Annotated in this window: 18 protein-coding genes and 1 pseudogene; 9 read left to right on the top strand and 10 right to left on the bottom strand. The window is 42.8% G+C overall.

All coding sequences use genetic code 11. The annotated features are described in order from the left end of the window. Nucleotides 1–26: 26 nt before the first annotated feature. Entirely contained in the window at nucleotides 27–866 is an 840-nt protein-coding gene (locus ACTWPM_RS03570; protein WP_443131700.1) for an SDR family oxidoreductase, read from the bottom strand. 779 nt (nucleotides 867–1645) lie between these two features. Between ACTWPM_RS03570 and yfkAB the strand changes: the two genes are divergently transcribed. The 3 genes from yfkAB to ACTWPM_RS03555 all read left to right on the top strand — a co-directional run bounded on the left by yfkAB (nucleotide 1646) and on the right by ACTWPM_RS03555 (nucleotide 5252). After that, nucleotides 1646–2773, top strand: a complete 1128-nt coding sequence (gene yfkAB / locus ACTWPM_RS03565) for a radical SAM/CxCxxxxC motif protein YfkAB (RefSeq protein ID WP_443131699.1) — start codon at nucleotides 1646–1648, stop codon at nucleotides 2771–2773. An 815-nt stretch (nucleotides 2774–3588) separates the two neighbouring features. After that, nucleotides 3589–4095 carry a GNAT family N-acetyltransferase gene (locus tag ACTWPM_RS03560; RefSeq protein ID WP_443131698.1) on the top strand — a complete coding sequence of 169 codons (507 nt, stop codon included), beginning with the start codon at nucleotides 3589–3591 and terminating at the stop codon, nucleotides 4093–4095. 164 nt (nucleotides 4096–4259) lie between these two features. Then, nucleotides 4260–5252: an aldo/keto reductase gene (locus tag ACTWPM_RS03555; RefSeq protein ID WP_443131697.1), complete on the top strand. Its 993-nt coding sequence runs from the start codon at nucleotides 4260–4262 to the stop codon at nucleotides 5250–5252. 164 nt (nucleotides 5253–5416) lie between these two features. Here ACTWPM_RS03555 and ACTWPM_RS03550 read toward each other — a convergent pair whose 3' ends face one another. The 6 genes from ACTWPM_RS03550 to ACTWPM_RS03525 all read right to left on the bottom strand — a co-directional run bounded on the left by ACTWPM_RS03550 (nucleotide 5417) and on the right by ACTWPM_RS03525 (nucleotide 10323). After that, nucleotides 5417–5593 carry a hypothetical protein gene (locus ACTWPM_RS03550; protein ID WP_443131696.1) on the bottom strand — a complete coding sequence of 59 codons (177 nt, stop codon included), beginning with the start codon at nucleotides 5591–5593 and terminating at the stop codon, nucleotides 5417–5419. A gap of 68 nt (nucleotides 5594–5661) precedes the next feature. After that, nucleotides 5662–6792: an IS200/IS605 family element RNA-guided endonuclease TnpB gene (gene tnpB, locus ACTWPM_RS03545; RefSeq protein ID WP_443131695.1), complete on the bottom strand. Its 1131-nt coding sequence runs from the start codon at nucleotides 6790–6792 to the stop codon at nucleotides 5662–5664. A 193-nt stretch (nucleotides 6793–6985) separates the two neighbouring features. Then, complete coding sequence (locus tag ACTWPM_RS03540) at nucleotides 6986–7237, bottom strand: GlsB/YeaQ/YmgE family stress response membrane protein (RefSeq protein ID WP_443131694.1); 252 nt, start codon at nucleotides 7235–7237, stop codon at nucleotides 6986–6988. Between the two features lie 111 nt (nucleotides 7238–7348). After that, nucleotides 7349–8071 carry an exonuclease domain-containing protein gene (locus ACTWPM_RS03535; RefSeq protein ID WP_443131693.1) on the bottom strand — a complete coding sequence of 241 codons (723 nt, stop codon included), beginning with the start codon at nucleotides 8069–8071 and terminating at the stop codon, nucleotides 7349–7351. Then, entirely contained in the window at nucleotides 8068–9036 is a 969-nt protein-coding gene (locus ACTWPM_RS03530) for a DUF294 nucleotidyltransferase-like domain-containing protein (RefSeq protein ID WP_443131692.1), read from the bottom strand. The genes ACTWPM_RS03535 and ACTWPM_RS03530 overlap by 4 nt, the downstream gene beginning before the upstream one ends. Nucleotides 9037–9060: 24 nt before the next feature. Continuing rightward, nucleotides 9061–10323 (bottom strand): ammonium transporter, encoded by a 1263-nt coding sequence (locus tag ACTWPM_RS03525; protein WP_443131691.1) that lies wholly within the window; start codon nucleotides 10321–10323, stop codon nucleotides 9061–9063. A 417-nt stretch (nucleotides 10324–10740) separates the two neighbouring features. Between ACTWPM_RS03525 and ACTWPM_RS03520 the strand changes: the two are divergent. The 5 genes and pseudogenes from ACTWPM_RS03520 to ACTWPM_RS03500 all read left to right on the top strand — a co-directional run. Beyond that, a pseudogene (locus ACTWPM_RS03520) lies at nucleotides 10741–10905 on the top strand (hypothetical protein); the annotation flags it as partial. A 76-nt stretch (nucleotides 10906–10981) separates the two neighbouring features. Next, nucleotides 10982–11680 (top strand): YetF domain-containing protein, encoded by a 699-nt coding sequence (locus ACTWPM_RS03515; protein ID WP_443131690.1) that lies wholly within the window; start codon nucleotides 10982–10984, stop codon nucleotides 11678–11680. A 218-nt stretch (nucleotides 11681–11898) separates the two neighbouring features. Next, entirely contained in the window at nucleotides 11899–12333 is a 435-nt protein-coding gene (locus ACTWPM_RS03510; protein WP_443131689.1) for a YndM family protein, read from the top strand. Between the two features lie 387 nt (nucleotides 12334–12720). Then, nucleotides 12721–14235, top strand: a complete 1515-nt coding sequence (locus ACTWPM_RS03505) for a glycine betaine uptake BCCT transporter (RefSeq protein WP_443131688.1) — start codon at nucleotides 12721–12723, stop codon at nucleotides 14233–14235. A gap of 658 nt (nucleotides 14236–14893) precedes the next feature. Continuing rightward, nucleotides 14894–15592 carry a class I SAM-dependent methyltransferase gene (locus ACTWPM_RS03500; RefSeq protein WP_443131687.1) on the top strand — a complete coding sequence of 233 codons (699 nt, stop codon included), beginning with the start codon at nucleotides 14894–14896 and terminating at the stop codon, nucleotides 15590–15592. A 58-nt stretch (nucleotides 15593–15650) separates the two neighbouring features. On the opposite strand, the gene ACTWPM_RS03495 is transcribed toward ACTWPM_RS03500, so the two are convergent. After that, nucleotides 15651–15914, bottom strand: a complete 264-nt coding sequence (locus tag ACTWPM_RS03495; protein ID WP_443131686.1) for a stage VI sporulation protein F — start codon at nucleotides 15912–15914, stop codon at nucleotides 15651–15653. 82 nt (nucleotides 15915–15996) lie between these two features. Then, nucleotides 15997–16851 carry a DUF2268 domain-containing protein gene (locus ACTWPM_RS03490; RefSeq protein ID WP_443131685.1) on the bottom strand — a complete coding sequence of 285 codons (855 nt, stop codon included), beginning with the start codon at nucleotides 16849–16851 and terminating at the stop codon, nucleotides 15997–15999. A gap of 167 nt (nucleotides 16852–17018) precedes the next feature. Between ACTWPM_RS03490 and ACTWPM_RS03485 the strand changes: the two genes are divergently transcribed. Further along, nucleotides 17019–17264 (top strand): hypothetical protein, encoded by a 246-nt coding sequence (locus tag ACTWPM_RS03485; protein WP_443131684.1) that lies wholly within the window; start codon nucleotides 17019–17021, stop codon nucleotides 17262–17264. Between the two features lie 132 nt (nucleotides 17265–17396). Here ACTWPM_RS03485 and ACTWPM_RS03480 read toward each other — a convergent pair whose 3' ends face one another. Next, a complete protein-coding gene (locus ACTWPM_RS03480; RefSeq protein WP_443131683.1) occupies nucleotides 17397–18956 on the bottom strand; it encodes a BCCT family transporter in 1560 nt (519 codons plus the stop codon). Nucleotides 18957–19027: the final 71 nt, after the last annotated feature.

Here is a 19027-nt window from a genome sequence, read left to right as displayed (position 1 = left end):
TGTTACCCATATTTTGGATTACGAAACTAGGAGGATCGTATTTGACTCAGAATCAGCTTTTCAAGCCATGACCAGGGAAGAATCCTTTTCAAGGCAATATTTAACCGGACACCGGGGCCAATCGGATACCGAAGTCTGGATAGGCTGTCCTTATCAGCCAGCTTAGTCATTAACCGGGACACATCGCCAGGGTCACTCCGTTTCCCCTGCTGCATAGCTTTCCAAAGATCTTTCATATAATCGGCGTATGGTGATTCAGGGTTGTGGGTCTCCTCAGGAAGCTCCATTCCAGATGACCAAATATTCGTTTGGTAGGATCCAGGCTCAATGAGAGCCACATCGACTCCAAATGGTTTCATTTCGAGCCGCAGACTCTCGGAAAACCCTTCAAGTGCATGTTTGGATGCAACATAGGCGGATAATCCCGGAAAGCCGATTAAACCACTCACACTACTGACATTCATGATCTTTCCGCTTTTCTGGCGTCTCATAATTGGCAGGACGGCTTGTGTTACGCGAATTACACCAAATACGTTTGTTTCAAATTGACGTCGGTACGCTTCGATAGGAACTTGTTCAACAAATCCACCCAAAGCATAACCGGCGTTGTTGACTAATATATCAATGCGTTCAGCCTGCTGCACTCGATTCTCGAATTCAAATAATGAGAAAGAATCGGTCACATCAAGCGGCCAAATTTCAATTCGGCGAGTGATTTCTTCGTCTATATCTCCTGAAAAAAATGCCTTGGCTTTATCCATATTTCTCATTGTGGCTATCACGTGAAATCCTTTTTCAGCGCACTTTACGGCGGTTTGAAAACCAAAGCCGCTAGAAGCACCCGTAATTAATACCGTTTTTTTCATTCAATCGCCTCCTAATCAGCGTCTGTTTAAAATTCGATAAAACGATCATTTTCCCCTTTTTTTAATGGCCATGTTAAAGTTTATTGCTGATTTTCATAAGACCCTTATTGCGCAATCGGGCCGTATAGTTGAAGACTCAGTTTCGAGATATTTTGTAGAGAAAGGGGCTCCAGGGAACGACTCGCTTTCCGCGGGCATGTGGTGAGCTTCCTCAGGCTTCGCCTTCCGGGATCTCACCGATCATGTTCATCCCGCAGGAGTCTTCGCCGTTCCCTTCCGCCCCTTTGCGATCATTGAGAGCTCAAAATTCTCTGCATAAACACCATCCCATGAACCAGGATCATCTATAATCCACCTTGATTTTTTACGTATAGAAATCCTGTTATAGAAGCATTTGAGGCAGATAAAGCTTGGCTCCTGTCTTCTATAGCAGGGTCCGTTCATTAGATATCGTTGGTGTGGCGGAGGAAACGACGAGACTCCCGCGGGAGAAGGAGCGAGGCGAGACCCCACAAGGAGTGGTAACGACTGAGGAGGCTTGCCAGTCCCCCCGCAGGAAAGCGAGTTGTTTCCGTAGCCGCCCCCTCCTTTTTCTGGCAATGGACCCGAGTTATCTCGAAACTGAGTCTTAAAGAAACGGGAGCTTTACTTTAATATCGGCACGGATGTTTTACGGAGTCTTTTTATAAAGGAATCCTGGGGGTTGGGAACGAATTAGTGTTAGAATAGGATAGGTTTGACTCAGATCGAAACGTATCACAGAAAGGAAGTTTCCTATAATGTCAGAAAACAATACTACGCTTCGCCAGCTCACACCATCATACGACCCATGGGAAGCCTATATGGATGTAAAAGAGCACGGAAAAATGACACTTTCTAATATAGAATTTACCACTACAACATTGTGCAATATGAGATGTGAACACTGCGCGGTCGGGTACACACTCCAAGATAAAGATCCAGATGCACTGCGCATCGACATGATACTTAAACGTCTGAATGAAATTCCTCACTTACGAACGCTTAGCATTACAGGCGGGGAGCCTATGATGTCCAAAAAATCAGTAGACCAATATGTACTGCCGCTGTTAAAGTATGCACACAGCCGCGGTGTCAGGACCCAGATCAATTCAAATTTAACCTTGCCTTATAAAAGGTACCTCCCGATCATTCCATACCTGGATGTGCTGCACATTTCCCATAATTGGGGCACCATCGAAGAATTTATACATACCGGTTTTGCCCGTATGGAAAGAAAGCCTTCAGAAGATAATCGTAAAATGTATTTCGACCGGATGGTTGAAAACTCCCAGCGCCTTTCCGATGAAGGCGTGATGGTATCCGCCGAAACCATGCTTAACCGGCGTACCTTCCCTTACCTGGAAGCCATTCACGACCACGTGAACGAGATGAAATGTGCCAGGCATGAGGTGCATCCAATGTACCCTGTAGATTTTGCGAGCAGCCTTGAAACTTTAAGCCTTGACGATATGCGCAAAGGAATCAATCGACTGCTGGACCACAGGAACGAAAACATGTGGATGTTATTCGGAACACTTCCTTATTATCCTTGCAGTTCCTCTCAGGAAGACCTTGATATGCTAAAACGCTTATACCGGGAGAAAAATGTAACTGTCCGTAATGATCCAGACGGCCGTTCCAGGTTAAACGTCAATATATTCAGCGGAGATATCATCGTCACAGACTTTGCAGATGAAGCTGGTCTTGGGAACATACAGCACACTTCCCTTCCGGAAGCGTTTGAAAACTGGCTGGAGTCGAGCACAGCAAAAAGTTTAAACTGTCATTGCCCGGCTGTTGAATGTCTCGGACCCAATGCCTTGGTTAAAAACACATATTACCAGGATGTGGATTTCCAAAAACGCGAATCCAAACTCACTTTATGAAATAAGTAAAGCTTAGAGCCATTCCTCTAAGCTTTTTTATTTGGCTCTTTTAAAGTTCCGCGATGATTTTAAGGTTAAGCTCCCATTACTTGAAGACTTGATTTCTACATAGTTAGGTCCGTTACGTAATATGGATAAGGGTTGGTGGGGAAATAACTCGCTTTCCTATGGCCCTACACGACGTAGGGTCGATCGACGTTGCCACAGGACGTGACGACCTTAGTCGATCCTCCTTTTACCATGAGCTTCCTCGCTCGTTTCACTCTCTGCGGGATCTCACCTAGTCCCTTCTCCCATGGGAGTCTCGCCATTTCCCCATCAACCCAACATGGTTATGAAGAACGGCCCCTTCTTTAGAAGTGTAGCTGTTGGTTAAATCAAGCTGTACCAGGGTTTTTCGATGAAATCTATGGAGAAACAGAAGCTTATAGCATTTTGTACATGCTGTCTATACAAGAGGTATCCCCCATGATTTCGAGTATCTTATTTCAGCAAGGTCCGGAGGGGGACGATGAAGACTCCTGTGGGATAAACATGATCGGTGAGACCCCGGAGAGCGTAGCTCGAGGAGGCTCAGCACATGCCCACGGAAAGCGAATCGTCCCCCGCAGGACCTTCACTGTAACCCGATATCTCGAAACTGAGTCTTACACAATCCGGCCCTATTGCGTAATATGAATCTTATGAAAAATCCTCAAGGTCTGGGACTAAGCTGCTTATTCAGAAGCTATATTCCTTGACTTCAAGATAATTCATCACGATATACTGGATCATAGAAAAGAAGTTTTTAATATAAAGGGGAAATTGATAAAGTTATGACCATTACGATACGAGAAGCCAACCAAGAAGAGCTCGGCTCGATTCGGGAGCAACGAGTTCAAGCCTATGAAGACCACGTTCATGCCTTACCTGACGAGCATTGGCAGGCCCTCAAACAAGCGATTTCCTCAGAGGCTGACCAGCAGCCCGGCGTTGATCTGCTAGTTGCCGAACTCAATGGAATTCTTGCGGGAAGCGTTGCACTTTTTCCTGCTAATACGGACGCATATGAAGGGTATGTAGATGAACTGGACTATCCAGAAATAAGAGTGCTTGCCGTGTCGCCTGAAATTCGCGGCAAAGGAGTGGCGTCTGCTTTAATAGATGCCTGTATCGAAAGAGCCAAAGCTAAGGGTTACCGTTCGATCGGACTTCATACCGGTGATTTTATGTCTGGAGCTATTTCTCTATATGAACGGTATGGATTCGAGCGCGTGCCACAGCATGATTTTGAACCCGCGGATGACGGGATTATTGTAAAAGCCTTTTATCGAACTATTTAATGGTAGAAATCCGTCTGATCAGAAAAAAGTAATTAACTACACTATCTTTCATTATTGAATGCTTAAATAGGTATGAGACAGGGGCCTTCATAAACGCCTGGGTTTAAATGGCAGGCTATCAGGATACATACCTGTATCAATGAAACGTAGGAGGCATGGAATTTATGAAATCATTTGAAGAGGCTTTAAAACATAAAGTAGGACTCGGCACAGCCCCGCTTGGAAATATGTTCAGGGAAGTGCCTGAAGATGAAGCTCGATCCACGATTCAAACCGCCTGGGATCAGGGCGTGCGCTATTTTGATACCGCTCCTTTTTACGGGGCAGGTTTAGCTGAGATGCGTCTCGGCGAAGTATTATCGAATTATGACCGTGACGACTATGTGTTAAGTACAAAAGTCGGCCGCTATATGACAGAGGAAAAAGAAGAAAAAGAAGGATTGTTCGAGGATGCCCGTGAGAACAAGGTCATCACGGATTACACCGCAGAAGCTACGGAGAAGTCAATTGAACAAAGTCTGGAACGTCTAAAAACAGATCGCTTAGACTTTGTATTTGTTCACGATGTCTCCCCCGACTTTCATGGGGACGAATGGAAAGATAAATTTGAAGAGGCTAAAGAAGGCGCATTCCGCGTTCTGACACGACTGCGTGAAGAAGGAGTTATCCGCGGCTGGGGTTTAGGTGTGAACACCACTGAACCGATTGAGCTCGCCATGGAGCTTGAAGACACGAAGCCGGATATATGCTTATCAGCTACCCAGTACACCCTGCTGCAGCACGAGCAAGCTTTACAGAACATGATGAAATCAGCGGAAGAAAACGATGTCGACATTGTAGTTGGGAGCCCTTACAACTCCGGCGTATTGCTTGGCGGCAAACATTACAACTATGAGAAAGCACCTGAAGAAATCATAGAGCGGGTGAACCAGTTAAATGAAGTGGGGCAGAAATACGATGTTCCATTAAAAGCAGCTGCCTTGCAGTTTTCAACAGCCCATCCTGCAGTAAAATCAATCATCCCGGGATCTACTCGTCCTGACCGAATCAAGGAAGACCTTGAGATGATTCAGAGCGAAATCCCGAAAGAATTCTGGGATGAACTAGTGGATAAAGGATTTATTTCCTCTGAGGCACCGTTGCCTGTTACAAAATAAAGAGTTTGATCAAGGGAATAAGTATTCACAGTTTAAAAGTATTCTATCAGACTGTCGAGGAGAAACTCGGCAGTCTGATTTTTTATTAGCTCTGTGAAACAATGTGGGTGATTTTTTTCCATAAAAGAGTTCTTTCTTGTATAGAATTCGTCAAGAACAGTTCTTTAGGAAGCTTTTTTCTGACGACGTTTATCCTTTAGATCTAAAATAAAGGCCCATCCACTTGGAGCGATGATTCCAGCCCAAAAAACAAACGCAGATGAAAATAAAGGACCTTCAAAAAAATAATCACCGATTACATTAACAAGCAATAACATCATATAAACTTGAACTACCCCCACTTACTCGCTGAAACTCCTTGAAGTTGGGGGATTCCTAAGAGCACGAACCTAACGGTTCGTTCAAATGATTAGGCTAGCCCCGTCGCACCAACGGTTGGAAGGATTCTTTGAATCTCCTTCAATATATTGAAGCTCGCATTTAGGTCGTGGTCGTGGTGGCAGCCGCAATCTGGGCAATCCCACGTTCGAACAGCGAGATTCTTTACCTCACTGTTTTGGTATCCGCACTTGGAACACAGCTGTGAACTCGCAAAAACTTTCGATACGGGTACCAACTGCTTCCCGTACCACTTTGCTTTGTATTCGAGCATAGACGTGAACATCGACCAGCTCACATCACTAATCGATTTGGATAGTTTTCGGTTTTTGAGCATATTGGAAATTTGGAGATTTTCTACACCGATCACATCGTGGTTTTTGATGATTTCGGTAGAAATCTTATGCAGATAATCTTTGCGGGAGTTCGCTATCTTCTCGTGAAGTCTAGCTACTTTAATACGTTGCTTATGCCAATTCGAAGATCCCTTTTCCCTTCGGGAAAGGATACGTTGAGCTTTTGCTAGTTTCTTTTCGGTCTTACGTAGGTATCGTGGGTTTTCATAGGTGGTGCCATTCGAGAGAACAGCGAAGTCTTTCAATCCGAGATCAATGCCAACGTAAGCGTTGGATTTAGGAAGTTCCTGAATATCTGTTTGAACAAGAATCGATACAGAATATTTTCCGGTCGGATTGCGGCGAACCGTCGCACTCAAGATGCGGCCTTTCACTTCACGACTCTTGGCAAATCTCACAAGCCCCAGCTTAGGCAGCTTGATTTTGCGATCCTGGATGGCAATATTTCCGTTTGGGCATTTTGTGGTGTAGGACTGGACTTTGTTCTTCTTTGATTTGAACCGCGGAGGTTGGTTTTGCTTTTTGAAAAACCGTTCATAAGCGTCAGAAAGATGTTTGACCGAAGTTTGGATGGCCGTGCTATCCACTTCCTTTAACCAAAGGAATTCTCTTTTCAGCTTGGGTAGTTGTTTGGAACAAGTAGAGTAACTCAAACCTTTTCCGGTTTCCTTGTAGGCACGGCTCCATTCAGAGAGGAAATGATTGAAGACAAAACGAGCGCAACCGATTGTCTTAGCGATGAGCAATTCTTGGGTTTTATTTGGATAGATACGAAAGTTATACGCTTTATGCCTCAACCTTTCCACCTCCTAATCAGGAACATATGTTCTTACTTTAGGATATCACGGAAGGGAGAATATTCAAAGGCATTCGCCTTACGGCGACGGCATTCATCTCCCCCTTACCACCGGTCTTCGACACGGCGCTTGAAGAGGGAGTCTTCTGTCGATGAATGATAAAAACAACTCAAGGCTGAAGGAGCCTTGAGTTGTTTTTATACTATTTTTTTCGTGTTTTTTTCATAACTAAGCTGACAATAAAGACAAAGATTATAGCCCCTATTAAGGCAGGAATGATTGCTATTCCTGCTAAACTCGGTCCGAACGATCCTAGTAATTCGCCGCCAATCCATGCTCCTACTATTCCAGCAATAATATTACCTATAATTCCAAGCGGCATATCACGGCCGATGATAGCTCCAGCAAGCCAGCCGATCAGGCCACCGACAATTAAATATAAAATAATTCCCATATCGATAATCCTCCTTTACTTATTCTAATGTGACTATATCCTGTGCAATCTCACTTCAAACTTACCCAATAAAAAAAGCCCTGGCCTCTGCCAAAGCTTCCTTTAATGATCTTAGTCTAAAGTCGCAAGATGTGTATAAACATCCCTCAAATTTGTATAACCCAGTTGTTTGATATCCTGAATACTTTTCACCCAAAGCTTCGCCGTCGCTATTGCGTCCCCTAAAGCATGATGACGCTGGTCAATAGCAATGCCATAATGTTCACAGCATTCATCCAGACTGATCAGTTTTTTTTCCTGATGAGCAATTCTGGTTAAGAAAGTGGTATCTACAATCCGGTGCTGAAAATTTTTTCTCAGGGCAAGCCATGTAGCATGATTCATAAACTGCTTCTCATGATTCGCATGATGGGCTACCAAAACATCACTTTTAACAAAAGAGTAGAAGTCATGCAGCACGTCTCGAAGCGGTTCAGCATCTGCCAGCATATCGCCGGTAATTCCTGTTAGATCCTCAATTTCTTTTGAAGGGCCTGATTCGCTATACACGAGAGAGTAAAATGCTTCTTCTTCAATGATGTTAGTCCCATCCACTTTTACAGCGCCTACGGATAAAATTTCATCCCCTTTGTAGGGATAAAACCCGGTCGTTTCCAGATCAAACACCACAACTTTTAATTCATCAAATGGAACATCCAAATCATCTTTGCTTTTTAACTGCCGCTCTAAGTTTCTTATATAAGCTTCTTTGGAAGGATCATTCTGATTTAAGGAAGAAAAGCCACTCCCCAGCCGATCTGACACATCCTTCACAAATTGTACAAATGGATTCATAAGGAACTCTCTTCTTTAAGAACTGATTTCGATTTGGCAAACAGCTGCTGACCGCGTTTGATTAAATGTTTGAGCTCCTGCTTATCCTGTTTCGACATTTGATCCAGCGGAAGCAAGTGGACTTTTTCATAGCTTACCGCCGCTTTTTTATAACGCAGCCGAAAGTTGAGCAGCTTCCGAAAATCGTTTTCATACGCTTCAATGAATGGATAGGAGTAAGATAAAATTTCAAAACGATCCAAAGTCGGAGCAGCACTCACTCCTTTTTTCAAGGCCAAGATTCTTAAGGCATTTACATAGGGAAAATAAGCTGTTTCCTTCAAATGAATCTCCCCCTTCATTCCTTGACGCTGTTCCGTAAGCAGCTGCCCAAACACTCCAACTCCTTTCTTTATAAACTCAAAGTTGTCGACTAAACGGGAATACAAATGCGGTTGGTCTTCTAAGACAGCGAAAGATTTGCGCTTCATCCTTAATAAAAATTCCTCATTTCCATCTAACACCCGCGAGTCAAAAAGAATCGAAAAATTCCGGAGTGACTGCCAACTCTCTTCATTAAGCCAATCTTGGATTTGCTTTTTGTATGATTCGATCGAACGACACCACAAAGGATTAGAAGCCATCACATTGCCTTCACATTTTTCATAACCAGCAATAGCTAAACCATGACTGATTTCGGCTCCGAGTTTTAAAAAATAATCCTGGCAATGAGATGCACCATCGAAAATAATGCCATGATCCTGGTCACTCCAAACCGACTGCTCAGACCGCCCCGCACTACCCATTAGAAAAAACGCAAAAGGAGCAGGAGGAGGACCCTGCTCACTTTCGATCGTTTCTTGGGCAATTCGTAACGTTTGATACATCAGCTGATCATGAAAAGCATTTAATTGGCGATAATCGTCAGCCACAGATCCCATGGTCTCTTCCCGCCACTGGCTGATTTCATCATAAGTTTCAAACATAACGAACCATCCCTTTATACATGTTTACGCGCCTGGATTCTTTTCAGGGGGATTAAAGTTCTCCGGATAGCCATAGCCTCCATGTTCGCTCAAATCAAGACCCATAATCTCTTCTTCTTCTGATACTCGAAGACCTCCCATGGCTTTATCCATAACCTTCAGGATAATGTACGAAACAATAAAGGCATACAAGCCACTGCTTACAACACCTAAGATCTGTACACCAAGCTGTTCAAAACCGCCGCCATAAAATAAACCTGGACGGCCGACTGTAGCCAGTTCCGGTGTGGCGAACAATCCGTTAGAAAGTGTTCCCCATATACCGACCGTACCGTGAACAGATAAGGCAAAGATCGGGTCATCAATTCTTTTCTTATCAAAGAACCTCATACTGAAGAATACAAAAGCTCCCCCGACAATCCCAATGATGACAGCAGCCCACGGCTCAACAAACGCACAAGATGCAGTAATTGCAACGAGACCCGCCAGTGCGCCATTTAGTGTGGTAGGCACGTCAGCTTTACCTGTAACAGCCCAAACCATCAGCATAGCACCAATAGCCCCTGCACCTGCAGCAAGCTGTGTATTAAGAGCTACATAACCGAAGAAAGCATCGGCTACACCAAATGTACTTCCTGCATTAAAACCAAACCAGCCTACCCAGAGAATAAGTACACCTAACGCAGTAAAAACCTGGTTATGTCCGGCAATTTCGTTAGAAGAACCATCTTTATTATATTTACCAATACGCGGTTTCAAGATCATTGTGGCAGCAAGAGCAGCCGCTGCCCCTGTTAAGTGTACGACGGTCGAACCCGCAAAATCCTGCTTGCCGTGGCCAGCTAACCAGCCTCCGCCCCAGATCCAGTGGGCGATGACAGGATAAATAACAATAGAAAATAAAATAGCAAAAATTACGTAAGCCACTAGCTTCGCGCGTTCGGCAAAACCGCCAAATGCAATCGTCAGAGCAATTGCTGCAAACGCAAGCTGGAACATAAAGTCAACAGAGCCTGCTAACCCCTCTCCCATTGTGGTCGCATCACCATAAAAAAAATTAGAAAATCCAATAAATGCATTCCCTTCTCCGTAGATCAATCCATAGCCCACGGCCCAGAACACCAGAGATACAATTCCTACCGTAAATACCGTCTTACCCGCAATGTGACCCGCGTTCTTCATTCGCGTGGATCCTGCTTCTAGTAAAATAAAACCACCTTGCATCAATAAAACAAGAACCGTACAAACGACAATCCACAAGTTGTTCATTAAAAAAGTTGCATCCATATAATAGCCATCCCCTTCTATGTGATATTTTCTAACATCAGATGTTATATTATACTTTACCAAATTCTAAATATTAAAACAACTCCTATGTTAAGAAAGTTCACATAATTATGTAACCATCTATTTATAAAGCGTTTCCAAGTCCTTTTCAGCCCGCAATCTCGATTCCATGTCCTTTTTTTGGAAAATTACAATCTCCGATTTGTTTCGAAATCCATAGTAGGCTACGGGTCTGAGTGAGATGGTTTCATCGACACATCCTGTGAATTTATATATGAAGAAATCGATATAGCCTTTGGTTAAAGCAGCACCAACAAGGTGATAAACGGAGCGGTTTGGCTTTTTGCTATTATAGAAAATTTTCGTATAACCCATAGGCGGTTTGGAAATATTTAGAGAGTAGGAGAAATTGAAGCATGTTCCAACTCTCAAAACTGTGTACAGTCCTGCCCTAAAGGGCTACCTTTAACGACGGCTATCGCAGCTGTAAACCGGAATTCAGTTCCGGAAGCATTTAGAAACTTCTTCGGCGCTACCTTGTACGACGCACACACCGAGAAGCCTAAAATACCTTACTTGTGAACCATCGGAGGGCAGGCTCAAGTTAAAAAGGTTAGGAACTTTACAATGAGGACGAGTCAAAGAGAGGATCTGAGCCATGGATGTTACTGAATTACTAATAAGACTGGTATTAGCTTTTACTATCCTTTTAGTTCTTACAAGAATAATGGGAAGAAAAGAAATTTCCCAACTGACGTTTTTCAATTTCGTATCCGCTATTTCCATAGGTACGATCGGTGCGTCTCTTGCCATTGATGCTTCCTTAAGTGTACGTAATGGATTGATTGCATTAGTAAGCTGGGCTTTATTTACTGTTTTTCTAGGGTATATGGACATCAAATCGAAGGATGTCAGATCGGTAATCGACGGCCATCCTCTCATCGTTGTGAAACAAGGGAAAGTGCTTGAAGGTGCTTTAAAAAAAGCCCGTCTTGATCTGGATTCCCTGCACGTATTACTTCGAAAGAAAAACGTATTTTCTATAAATGAAGTGGATTATGCTATTTTCGAAACCGACGGCACGCTTTCTGTTATGAAAAAAACGGGAGATCAGCCGTTTACAAAAAAAGACGCGAATGCAGTTACAAGGAGTCCTGCTGTTTATCCCATTCCCACCACCCTCGTTTCAGATGGAAAAATAGTCGAGGCAAATTTGCAACTTTTAAACATCGATCAAAAATGGCTTCACCAACAGCTTAAATCAGCTGGTGTATTATCAATTTCCGATGTCTTCTACGCAGAAGTTCAAAAAGATGGCAGTTTGTATGTTGATCAGCGCAACGATTCGATACATTAATCAAAAAAGCAAGCGCCTATGTAGGGCTTGTTTTTTCGATTAATTTGCTTATGTGGCCTTTATCCGGCTAACTTCATGATATGAACTTCACTTATCCAACACCTGCAGAAGCTCCCCCTTCGAGACAATTCCCCTAAAAACCATTTGTAAATTAACCGTAAATAAGGTATAGAACAAATGGATTTGAAGGAAGCTAAAGACGCAGGAGGTGATTATTCATGGAACACTTGAAATTAATCGCTATGAAGTTTTTGTTCACTTTCCCGATCCTTCTTATCATTTTAGGTGGCGGATTTGACGTATCTTTTGGAAATGTGTTCTTAATCTCATTGGTTTTAACAGCCGTTTCTTATGCTGTGGGCGACTTATTAATCCTGTCCCGATCAAGTAATACCACAGCTACGATTTCAGATTTCGTGTTCACGTTCCTTTTGGTTTACTTGATGACGGATGCACTCACTGTCGGAGACAATGTCTTTTCAGCAACACTAATTGCGACCATCTCCCTCACGATTTTTGAATACTTCTTCCACCAGTCTGTAGCGCGCAACTTGGATGGTGAGGAAGCAGGAACAGAAAATATGAGCCCCAATCCTCAATTAAGTACAGAAGCTTCCGAAGAACTTTACCCTTATGAGGATGAGGATAAATAATTAAGGTATGATATTAAAAATCCCTGACTCGCAAAAAAAGCTGCGGCGGGGATTTTTTAATTTGCTGTTTCAAGCCCATGAATAACAGAATACCACCGTTAACCCAAATTTCGTTGATACGACAACCAGCTTTCACCTCAAACAATTCATTAGAACGCTATAAACAAACTTTTTACCTAATTTAAATATTCTATTTTATTTCTAAAAAATGGGTAATGACAAACCTATTCTCACTAATAAATTTCGACATTTTCTGAATAATTATACCTAAATAAGGCAAATAAGAACACCTCACTTGTTTATATTACATTCTTCTGGGTATTAAAATTACATAATATTGAATTCTTCCTATATTATGTTTAGGTTGAATTCCGGAAGGAGAGTCAAATGAAAAAATTAACATCCGTATTTTGGATCACGTTAGCCATTACATTGTCTGCCTCGGTCTGGGGAGCACTTGCCCCTAAAAATTTCGAAACTATTTCAGCAAATGTAAAGAACTACATATCCATTCACTTTGGGTGGTATTATCTATTAATTGTATCTTTATTCGTTCTTGTATGTATTTACCTTATTTTCAGTCCTTACGGTAAAATCAAACTTGGCAAACCTGATGATAAACCCGATTACAGCTATTCTACATGGTTTGCCATGTTATTCAGTGCAGGCATGGGTATTGGCCTTGTCTTTTACGGCGCCGCCTCCCCGGTATCCCACTTTATTAAAACCCCTCCTCTCGCTGAGCCCGGCACAACAGAAGCCATCCGCGATTCTATGCGGATCACCTTTTTCCATTACGGGGTTCATGCATGGGCCATTTATGCTATTGTCGCTTTAATACTTGCCTATTTTAAATTCCGCCACGGAAAACCCGGCTTGATCAGTGCGACGCTTGAGCCAATTTTTGGAGATAAAATGAAAGGAGCATGGGGGAAAGCCATTGATGTAATCGCCGTATTTGCCACCATAGTAGGGGTAGCCACTACTCTAGGATTTGGTGCGGCCCAAATCAATGGCGGGTTTACCTACTTATTGGATATCGAAAAACAATTTTGGGTCCAGCTCCTCATTATTATAGTCGTTACAGCTTTATTCATGGTGTCTGCCTATACTGGGCTGAGTAAAGGAATTAAGTATTTAAGTAACGCGAACATGGGGCTTGCTGCTATTTTATTTATCACCATGCTGATTATTGGACCCACTGTTTATATAGCCAACACCTTCACGGATACGCTTGGATCCTATATTCAAACGCTTGCTACCGAGAGTTTACGGATGAACCCGAATAGTGAGGAAGAAAAACAATGGGTTATGGATTGGACCGTCTTCTTCTGGGCCTGGTGGATCGCCTGGTCTCCATTTGTAGGCATTTTTATCGCACGTGTATCGAAAGGACGTTCCATAAGAGAATTTCTTTCCGGCGTCCTTCTGGTACCTTCTGTCGTCAGTTTTCTATGGATGACCGCCTTTGGAGCAACGGGCATTCAAACTCAGCAAAACGGGGCTGATATCGGCAGCCTTCCTGACGAACAGGCCCTGTTTGGAGTATTTGATCAGTTTCCTATGAGTATTTTTCTGTCCATTGTTGCGATGATGCTGATTGGAACCTTCTTCATCACTTCTGCCGACTCTGCTACCTTTGTGCTAGGGATGCAGACGACCAATGGCTCACTCAATCCCCCGAAAACGGTGAAGTTTATCTGGGGAATCGCACAGTCTGCCATAGCCGCTGTACTCTTATATACAGGAGGTCTTACTGCTTTACAGAATGCCTTAATTTCAGCAGCCTTCCCGTTTTCATTTATCATGCTGCTTATGGTATTCTCCCTGTTTAAAGCATTGAAAGCCGACAAGCAGGAGCTGCAAAAAAATGTGGAAGAGCAGGAAAATAAATCGGCTTAGTAGATGGCAAAATTTTTTTATAGAGAGGTGTCTAGGAAAAACTTTTCTTAAGCTCTGCTTTTATAATGACAGCTCCGTTAAGTATTACTGTTGATTTTTATAAAAGGATTATTAAGCTATAGGGTCGTATAGTGTAAGACTCAGTTTCGAGATAAATTGGGTCCGTTACGAGATGAGGAGGTGGCTGGTGGGGAAATAACTCGTCTTGTTCCATCACCCAGACACTCGAGACATAAGCCGTTCATCAACGGATGGAAAAACCGCCATCCTTTTGATGCTCGGCTTATGCTGTTCGTGTCTTTCGGGGTGATTGCACATTTGAACACTTTCCTATGGCCCTACATCGTGCAGGGCCGCGGAAAACGAAATCGTCCCCCGCAGGACTTAATTCTCACAAAAGTCTCGAAACTGAGTCTTCCAGAATCGGGAGCTTATCTTTAAATTCAAAGGGGAGGTTTATCGGATCCACAATGGATGAACCCAACTCACTACGGTCATGGGGCCTGGAGATGAAGATTAAATTGAGACTACCATAAAAGCAGCCTCTCCAATAGATTTGGAGGGGCTGCTTTTTGTTAATTACAACACAGATTGCTCACTCGTTCCGCTCTTATTCATACACTGTTAACAATTCAAAGGGGAAGGAAGAAAAATGATTATGGGGAATCGTTATCTTGATTTACTAGCAGAATTCGGAGTGGGAGGCGCACATCCCGGTGGTTTTCCTTTAACGAAAAAAGTGTTGTCATCCATTCCACTGCCTCCTTCATCATCTGTATTAGACATTGGTTGTGGAACCGGCCAAACCGCCGAATATCTCTCAGACCATTTAAGTTACACCGTAACAGCTATAGACAACCACCCTCTTATGGTGGAGAAAGCAGCCAAACGATTACAATCAAAAGCAGCCGTCCAGTATGGAAGTGCAATGAACCTCGAATTTGCCGACCTCACGTTTGATATGGTACTGGCCGAATCTGTAATTTCATTTACAGGAGACGCTCAAAAAACACTCCACGAAATTCACCGGGTTTTAAAAGAAAAAGGAGTGTTCCTATGTAACGAAATGACAGCAGCCAAACGATTATCTAAAAAGCAACTCTCGACCGTTAAAGATTTGTATGGGATTGAAGAGGTATTAACAGAAGGACAGTGGATAGACAAACTGAGCAGCGCAGGATTTGCTCGTGTTTCCCGTGTGCCCGACGTTGATACAATAGTCGAGACTCAAATTACGGACCTCCACCCTTCCAACAATATTAGTGAGGATCTGTATGATCTTTGGGATGAGCACCATGCTTTCTTAAAGGCCCATAAAAAGTCATTAAGCTACCGTATCTTTCTCTGCGAAAAGTAATGTATATTAAAAGTCCTCTTCGATCAGTCCACTATCGAAGAGGCTATCTTTCATTATATTATTTCTTCTTCATCATTTTTTCTATTGATGACAGATCTTTCGGTACTTTTCCATCAAGAATTGCCTTTACAATCATGTCCTCTTTCTGCTTGGAAACCGGTCGGTTTGCCATTGCGGAGACTTTCTTTATTACATTTCTGACCGTTTTCTCATCTTTGAAATTCGCACCCTGCAGCGACCTCGCTAATTTAAAAACTTCATCCATTTTAACGCCGGTCTTTTTCTCAAATTTATCGAACAAAAAATAAACCTCCTTCGTCATTTCCTGGAATTCTTAAGTATTCTATGAAAATGAACCGAGGGAGGTATCAGCAGTTGTCCCTATTCTCTTGAATTCATACCTATTATTGGTTTGTGTTTAATGAGAAAGAAGATCCATTAATCAAATCCTCTGCCTCTAGCTTCATCATCTTTTGCAGACTTTGTTCTGGATGGGCTTCATGATAAGACTCTATAATTTTATAGCCAATCTGATACCCTGCCCACCTGGGAAGGCCGCGCTTTTTGTTTCCGTAAAGAAAATCCATATGACGTTCACGCTCTTCGGTTGAAAGATTGAGAATGAATTTGTCCCGCCATAGTTGATTCAACCGCTTCTCACTGTAAAGGGTCGTCCACGGAGATGTATAATCCTTTCCATAAACCTCGCAGACAGCGTACTCTCCCAAACCTTCAATTACCAGGGACTCAAGCAACGTTACATGCTCCATATCCACGTTCTTTTCTGTTAAGCGGCAGACATGATTGTATTCGTGAGCTAAAACCGCTTTCCAATCATCCTCTCTTTTTGGCTCTCCGTAAAACAGGTATAATCCTTCCTTAAATGCTACCCCTCCCTTATTTTTTTTGTCCCCTCTTAGGAAAGAACTTCCTTCCTGGAAGGGATAAAGATACACAGGAACATCCGGACCTTTCCATATTTTTTTTAGATGGTGGTATTCCTTTTCCAACTTTCCATATAGTCCATCTTCCTTCCACTTCTTCACCAACTTACAGGCTCTTCTCCATGCATCTGGCTTGAATAGACCATAGGATAACAAAATATACTGAATCTCTTCTTCTGTCAGCCCCTCGAAGGGATGTTGAGCAGGCTGACACATTGTTTCTCGTTGGACGATATAAGGAGATTGCAATGGAGACTTTCTCTTACATTTTTCATTAAAAGCTCCCACCGCACGTGAAGTATCTATGATTCCCAATTTACACACCCTCTCTAATTTGGCTCTCATTCATTCTATGACTTTAGTGCAAAAAACATTTTTATTATAAACTATGCCGAAATATCAACATTCGTCTACGCAAAACTCGTCTGCAAACATATTCTATAATCATAGTCCTCTATGTAGGAAAGAAAGGAAGTGTTTACTTGTCTCAATCCAACATTTATGGTCTCTGCTGCCGTTATCATGGTAGAGATGTCCGTCTAACCGGTGGTGATGGCCGTGTTCATTACGGCAGAATTACCCGAGTGACTCGCAACCATGTGTGGCTGCGTCCATTCCCGGGTCCACGTGGATATGGTTTTTTCTTTTACGGAGGGTACGGGTTCGGTATTCCATTTGCAATCGGCGCCATCACTGGTGTCGCTCTGGCTTCAGCTTTCTTCTGGTAAAAAAACAAGAGCCACCCTAGTAGAGTGGCTCTTGTTATTGTTAAGTTAGAATTCACTATTTGATAATAAGATACATAGACTGCCAAAGAAGAATAGATTTTTTATAAAGCAGTACAGTCTCTACTAGCTCTTTTAAGCTGAATCCCTTTGTTTTTGCTTTTTCGAATGACGGTCAAATTTCGCTGGATTTCTCATCACCACAATCAGAGATAATATACTGAGAATTCCTAAGAATAGCGCTGGAAATCCTCCCAGGTAGGACAAGGTCATGATCCCATTAATACCAAGAGTCGAAATGAAAATGAGTGCTACAGCTCCAACGATCAGTCCCCAGGTAATCTTAATAAAGATCGGGGCCTCTTGAGCACCTTCCGTTATGCCCGTAGCACTGATACTCGCCATCGCATTGGTTGTCGAGTCCGTTGCTGTTACGAAGGAAATCATTACAGCTAACAAATAGAGAACAATCAGAATGCCGGAAAACGGAATTTCACTCAAGACAGCATAACCTGCTGCTCCTGTTCCTTGGGCGTCAATAATAGCTGCGATATCTACTTTTCCTGTCATCTGAAAGTTGATGGCTGTTCCGCCAAGCACAGTCATCCAAATGACGCTGAAGAGCCCAGGGATAACAAAGTTCATCATGATTACTTCTTTAACCGTATAACCATAGGCTATCCTCGCCAGAAAAACGGCTGTTACAGGGGCCCAGGCCATCCAGTTTGACCAATAAAAGGTTGTCCAGCCCGTAGCCCATGAATCCCCAGCGGCCTGACCTGTAAAGAGAGCTTTATCAAAGAATCCTGACAAGAAGCCTCCAAAACTCTCCGTTCCTAAACTGAACATATACACAGTCGGACCTAAAATAATGAGAGCAGCTAAAATCACATAATAAAGATAGATATTGAAGTCGGCTAGCACCCGGATTCCTTTCATAAGTCCAGTACTGGAAGAAACGATGAAGGCAATCGTTCCAATAATCGTAATTACAATCCATAGAGACTTATCATTATCAATACCAGTTAAGGAGTTAATGCCTCCCCCCATATTCATAACGGAAGTACCGAATGAAGATGAAATCGCAGCAGCAACCGCAAAAAGTATTACAGCATCAACAACGACGTTAATTTTATCCTGGTTATAGTTTCTTAGAGCTGGAGATATTTGTGCGCCTACACTAAAGGAACGCTTCATATTGTAGTAAGCAAACGCAAATACAATGGTCGGGACGGAATAGAAGGCATAGGGAATGAATGTCCAGTGAAGATACAATGTTTCCATTGCGAATAGCACCGCTTCAGGGGACATCGGTTCAATTCCCAGAGATTTAGGAGGAGAAGTCAAGTGAGAAATAGGCTCGGCTGTTCCCCAAAATAAAATACCTGCGGCAATCGTTGTCGTTAATGTAATCGCAAACCAGGTTCTCTTTTTCAACAGCGGCTTCGCATCTTCTCCCCCAATTCTTACGTTCCCAAGAGGTGAAAAGTAAGCAAAGATAATTAGAATGACACAAGCCACTCCCGCTAGACTGAAGACCCAGCCTACTTCTTGAGTCATAAAGTTCTGTGCTGCGGTCGTTACACGAAGAAACCAATCGTAATTAACAAAGTTCAGGATAATAGTAATTAAAAGCAATATAAACGCCGGAAAAAAGACCAGCGGCCGAATCATATTCTTCTTTAAATTGTTCATATTTTTCCTCCTTGATTTAATCAGTTGATCCTAAGTCTTCTATGTTTAGTAAACGTTTTCATTAATGGAGA

Origin of the sequence: Halobacillus sp. K22, assembly GCF_052246795.1 — a bacterium.
Lineage (GTDB): Bacteria > Bacillota > Bacilli > Bacillales > Halobacillaceae > Halobacillus.
Note: the sequence above shows the minus strand (reverse complement) of the source record. Positions and strands in the feature narration are given on the sequence as shown.

Bases quoted from the DNA above. Each gene is read 5' to 3' on its own strand.
- ACTWPM_RS03495 (WP_443131686.1), bottom strand. From the start codon at position 15,914: ATGACGAAGGAGGTTTATTTTTTGTTCGATAAATTTGAGAAAAAGACC.
- ACTWPM_RS03555 (WP_443131697.1), top strand. From the start codon at position 4,260: ATGAAATCATTTGAAGAGGCTTTAAAACATAAAGTAGGACTCGGCACA.
- ACTWPM_RS03525 (WP_443131691.1), bottom strand. From the start codon at position 10,323: ATGGATGCAACTTTTTTAATGAACAACTTGTGGATTGTCGTTTGTACG.
- ACTWPM_RS03515 (WP_443131690.1), top strand. From the start codon at position 10,982: ATGGATGTTACTGAATTACTAATAAGACTGGTATTAGCTTTTACTATC.
- ACTWPM_RS03540 (WP_443131694.1), bottom strand. From the start codon at position 7,237: ATGGGAATTATTTTATATTTAATTGTCGGTGGCCTGATCGGCTGGCTT.
- ACTWPM_RS03505 (WP_443131688.1), top strand. From the start codon at position 12,721: ATGAAAAAATTAACATCCGTATTTTGGATCACGTTAGCCATTACATTG.
- ACTWPM_RS03500 (WP_443131687.1), top strand. From the start codon at position 14,894: ATGGGGAATCGTTATCTTGATTTACTAGCAGAATTCGGAGTGGGAGGC.
- yfkAB (WP_443131699.1), top strand. From the start codon at position 1,646: ATGTCAGAAAACAATACTACGCTTCGCCAGCTCACACCATCATACGAC.
- ACTWPM_RS03480 (WP_443131683.1), bottom strand. From the start codon at position 18,956: ATGAACAATTTAAAGAAGAATATGATTCGGCCGCTGGTCTTTTTTCCG.
- ACTWPM_RS03570 (WP_443131700.1), bottom strand. From the start codon at position 866: ATGAAAAAAACGGTATTAATTACGGGTGCTTCTAGCGGCTTTGGTTTT.
- ACTWPM_RS03510 (WP_443131689.1), top strand. From the start codon at position 11,899: ATGGAACACTTGAAATTAATCGCTATGAAGTTTTTGTTCACTTTCCCG.
- ACTWPM_RS03535 (WP_443131693.1), bottom strand. From the start codon at position 8,071: ATGAATCCATTTGTACAATTTGTGAAGGATGTGTCAGATCGGCTGGGG.
- ACTWPM_RS03560 (WP_443131698.1), top strand. From the start codon at position 3,589: ATGACCATTACGATACGAGAAGCCAACCAAGAAGAGCTCGGCTCGATT.
- ACTWPM_RS03530 (WP_443131692.1), bottom strand. From the start codon at position 9,036: ATGTTTGAAACTTATGATGAAATCAGCCAGTGGCGGGAAGAGACCATG.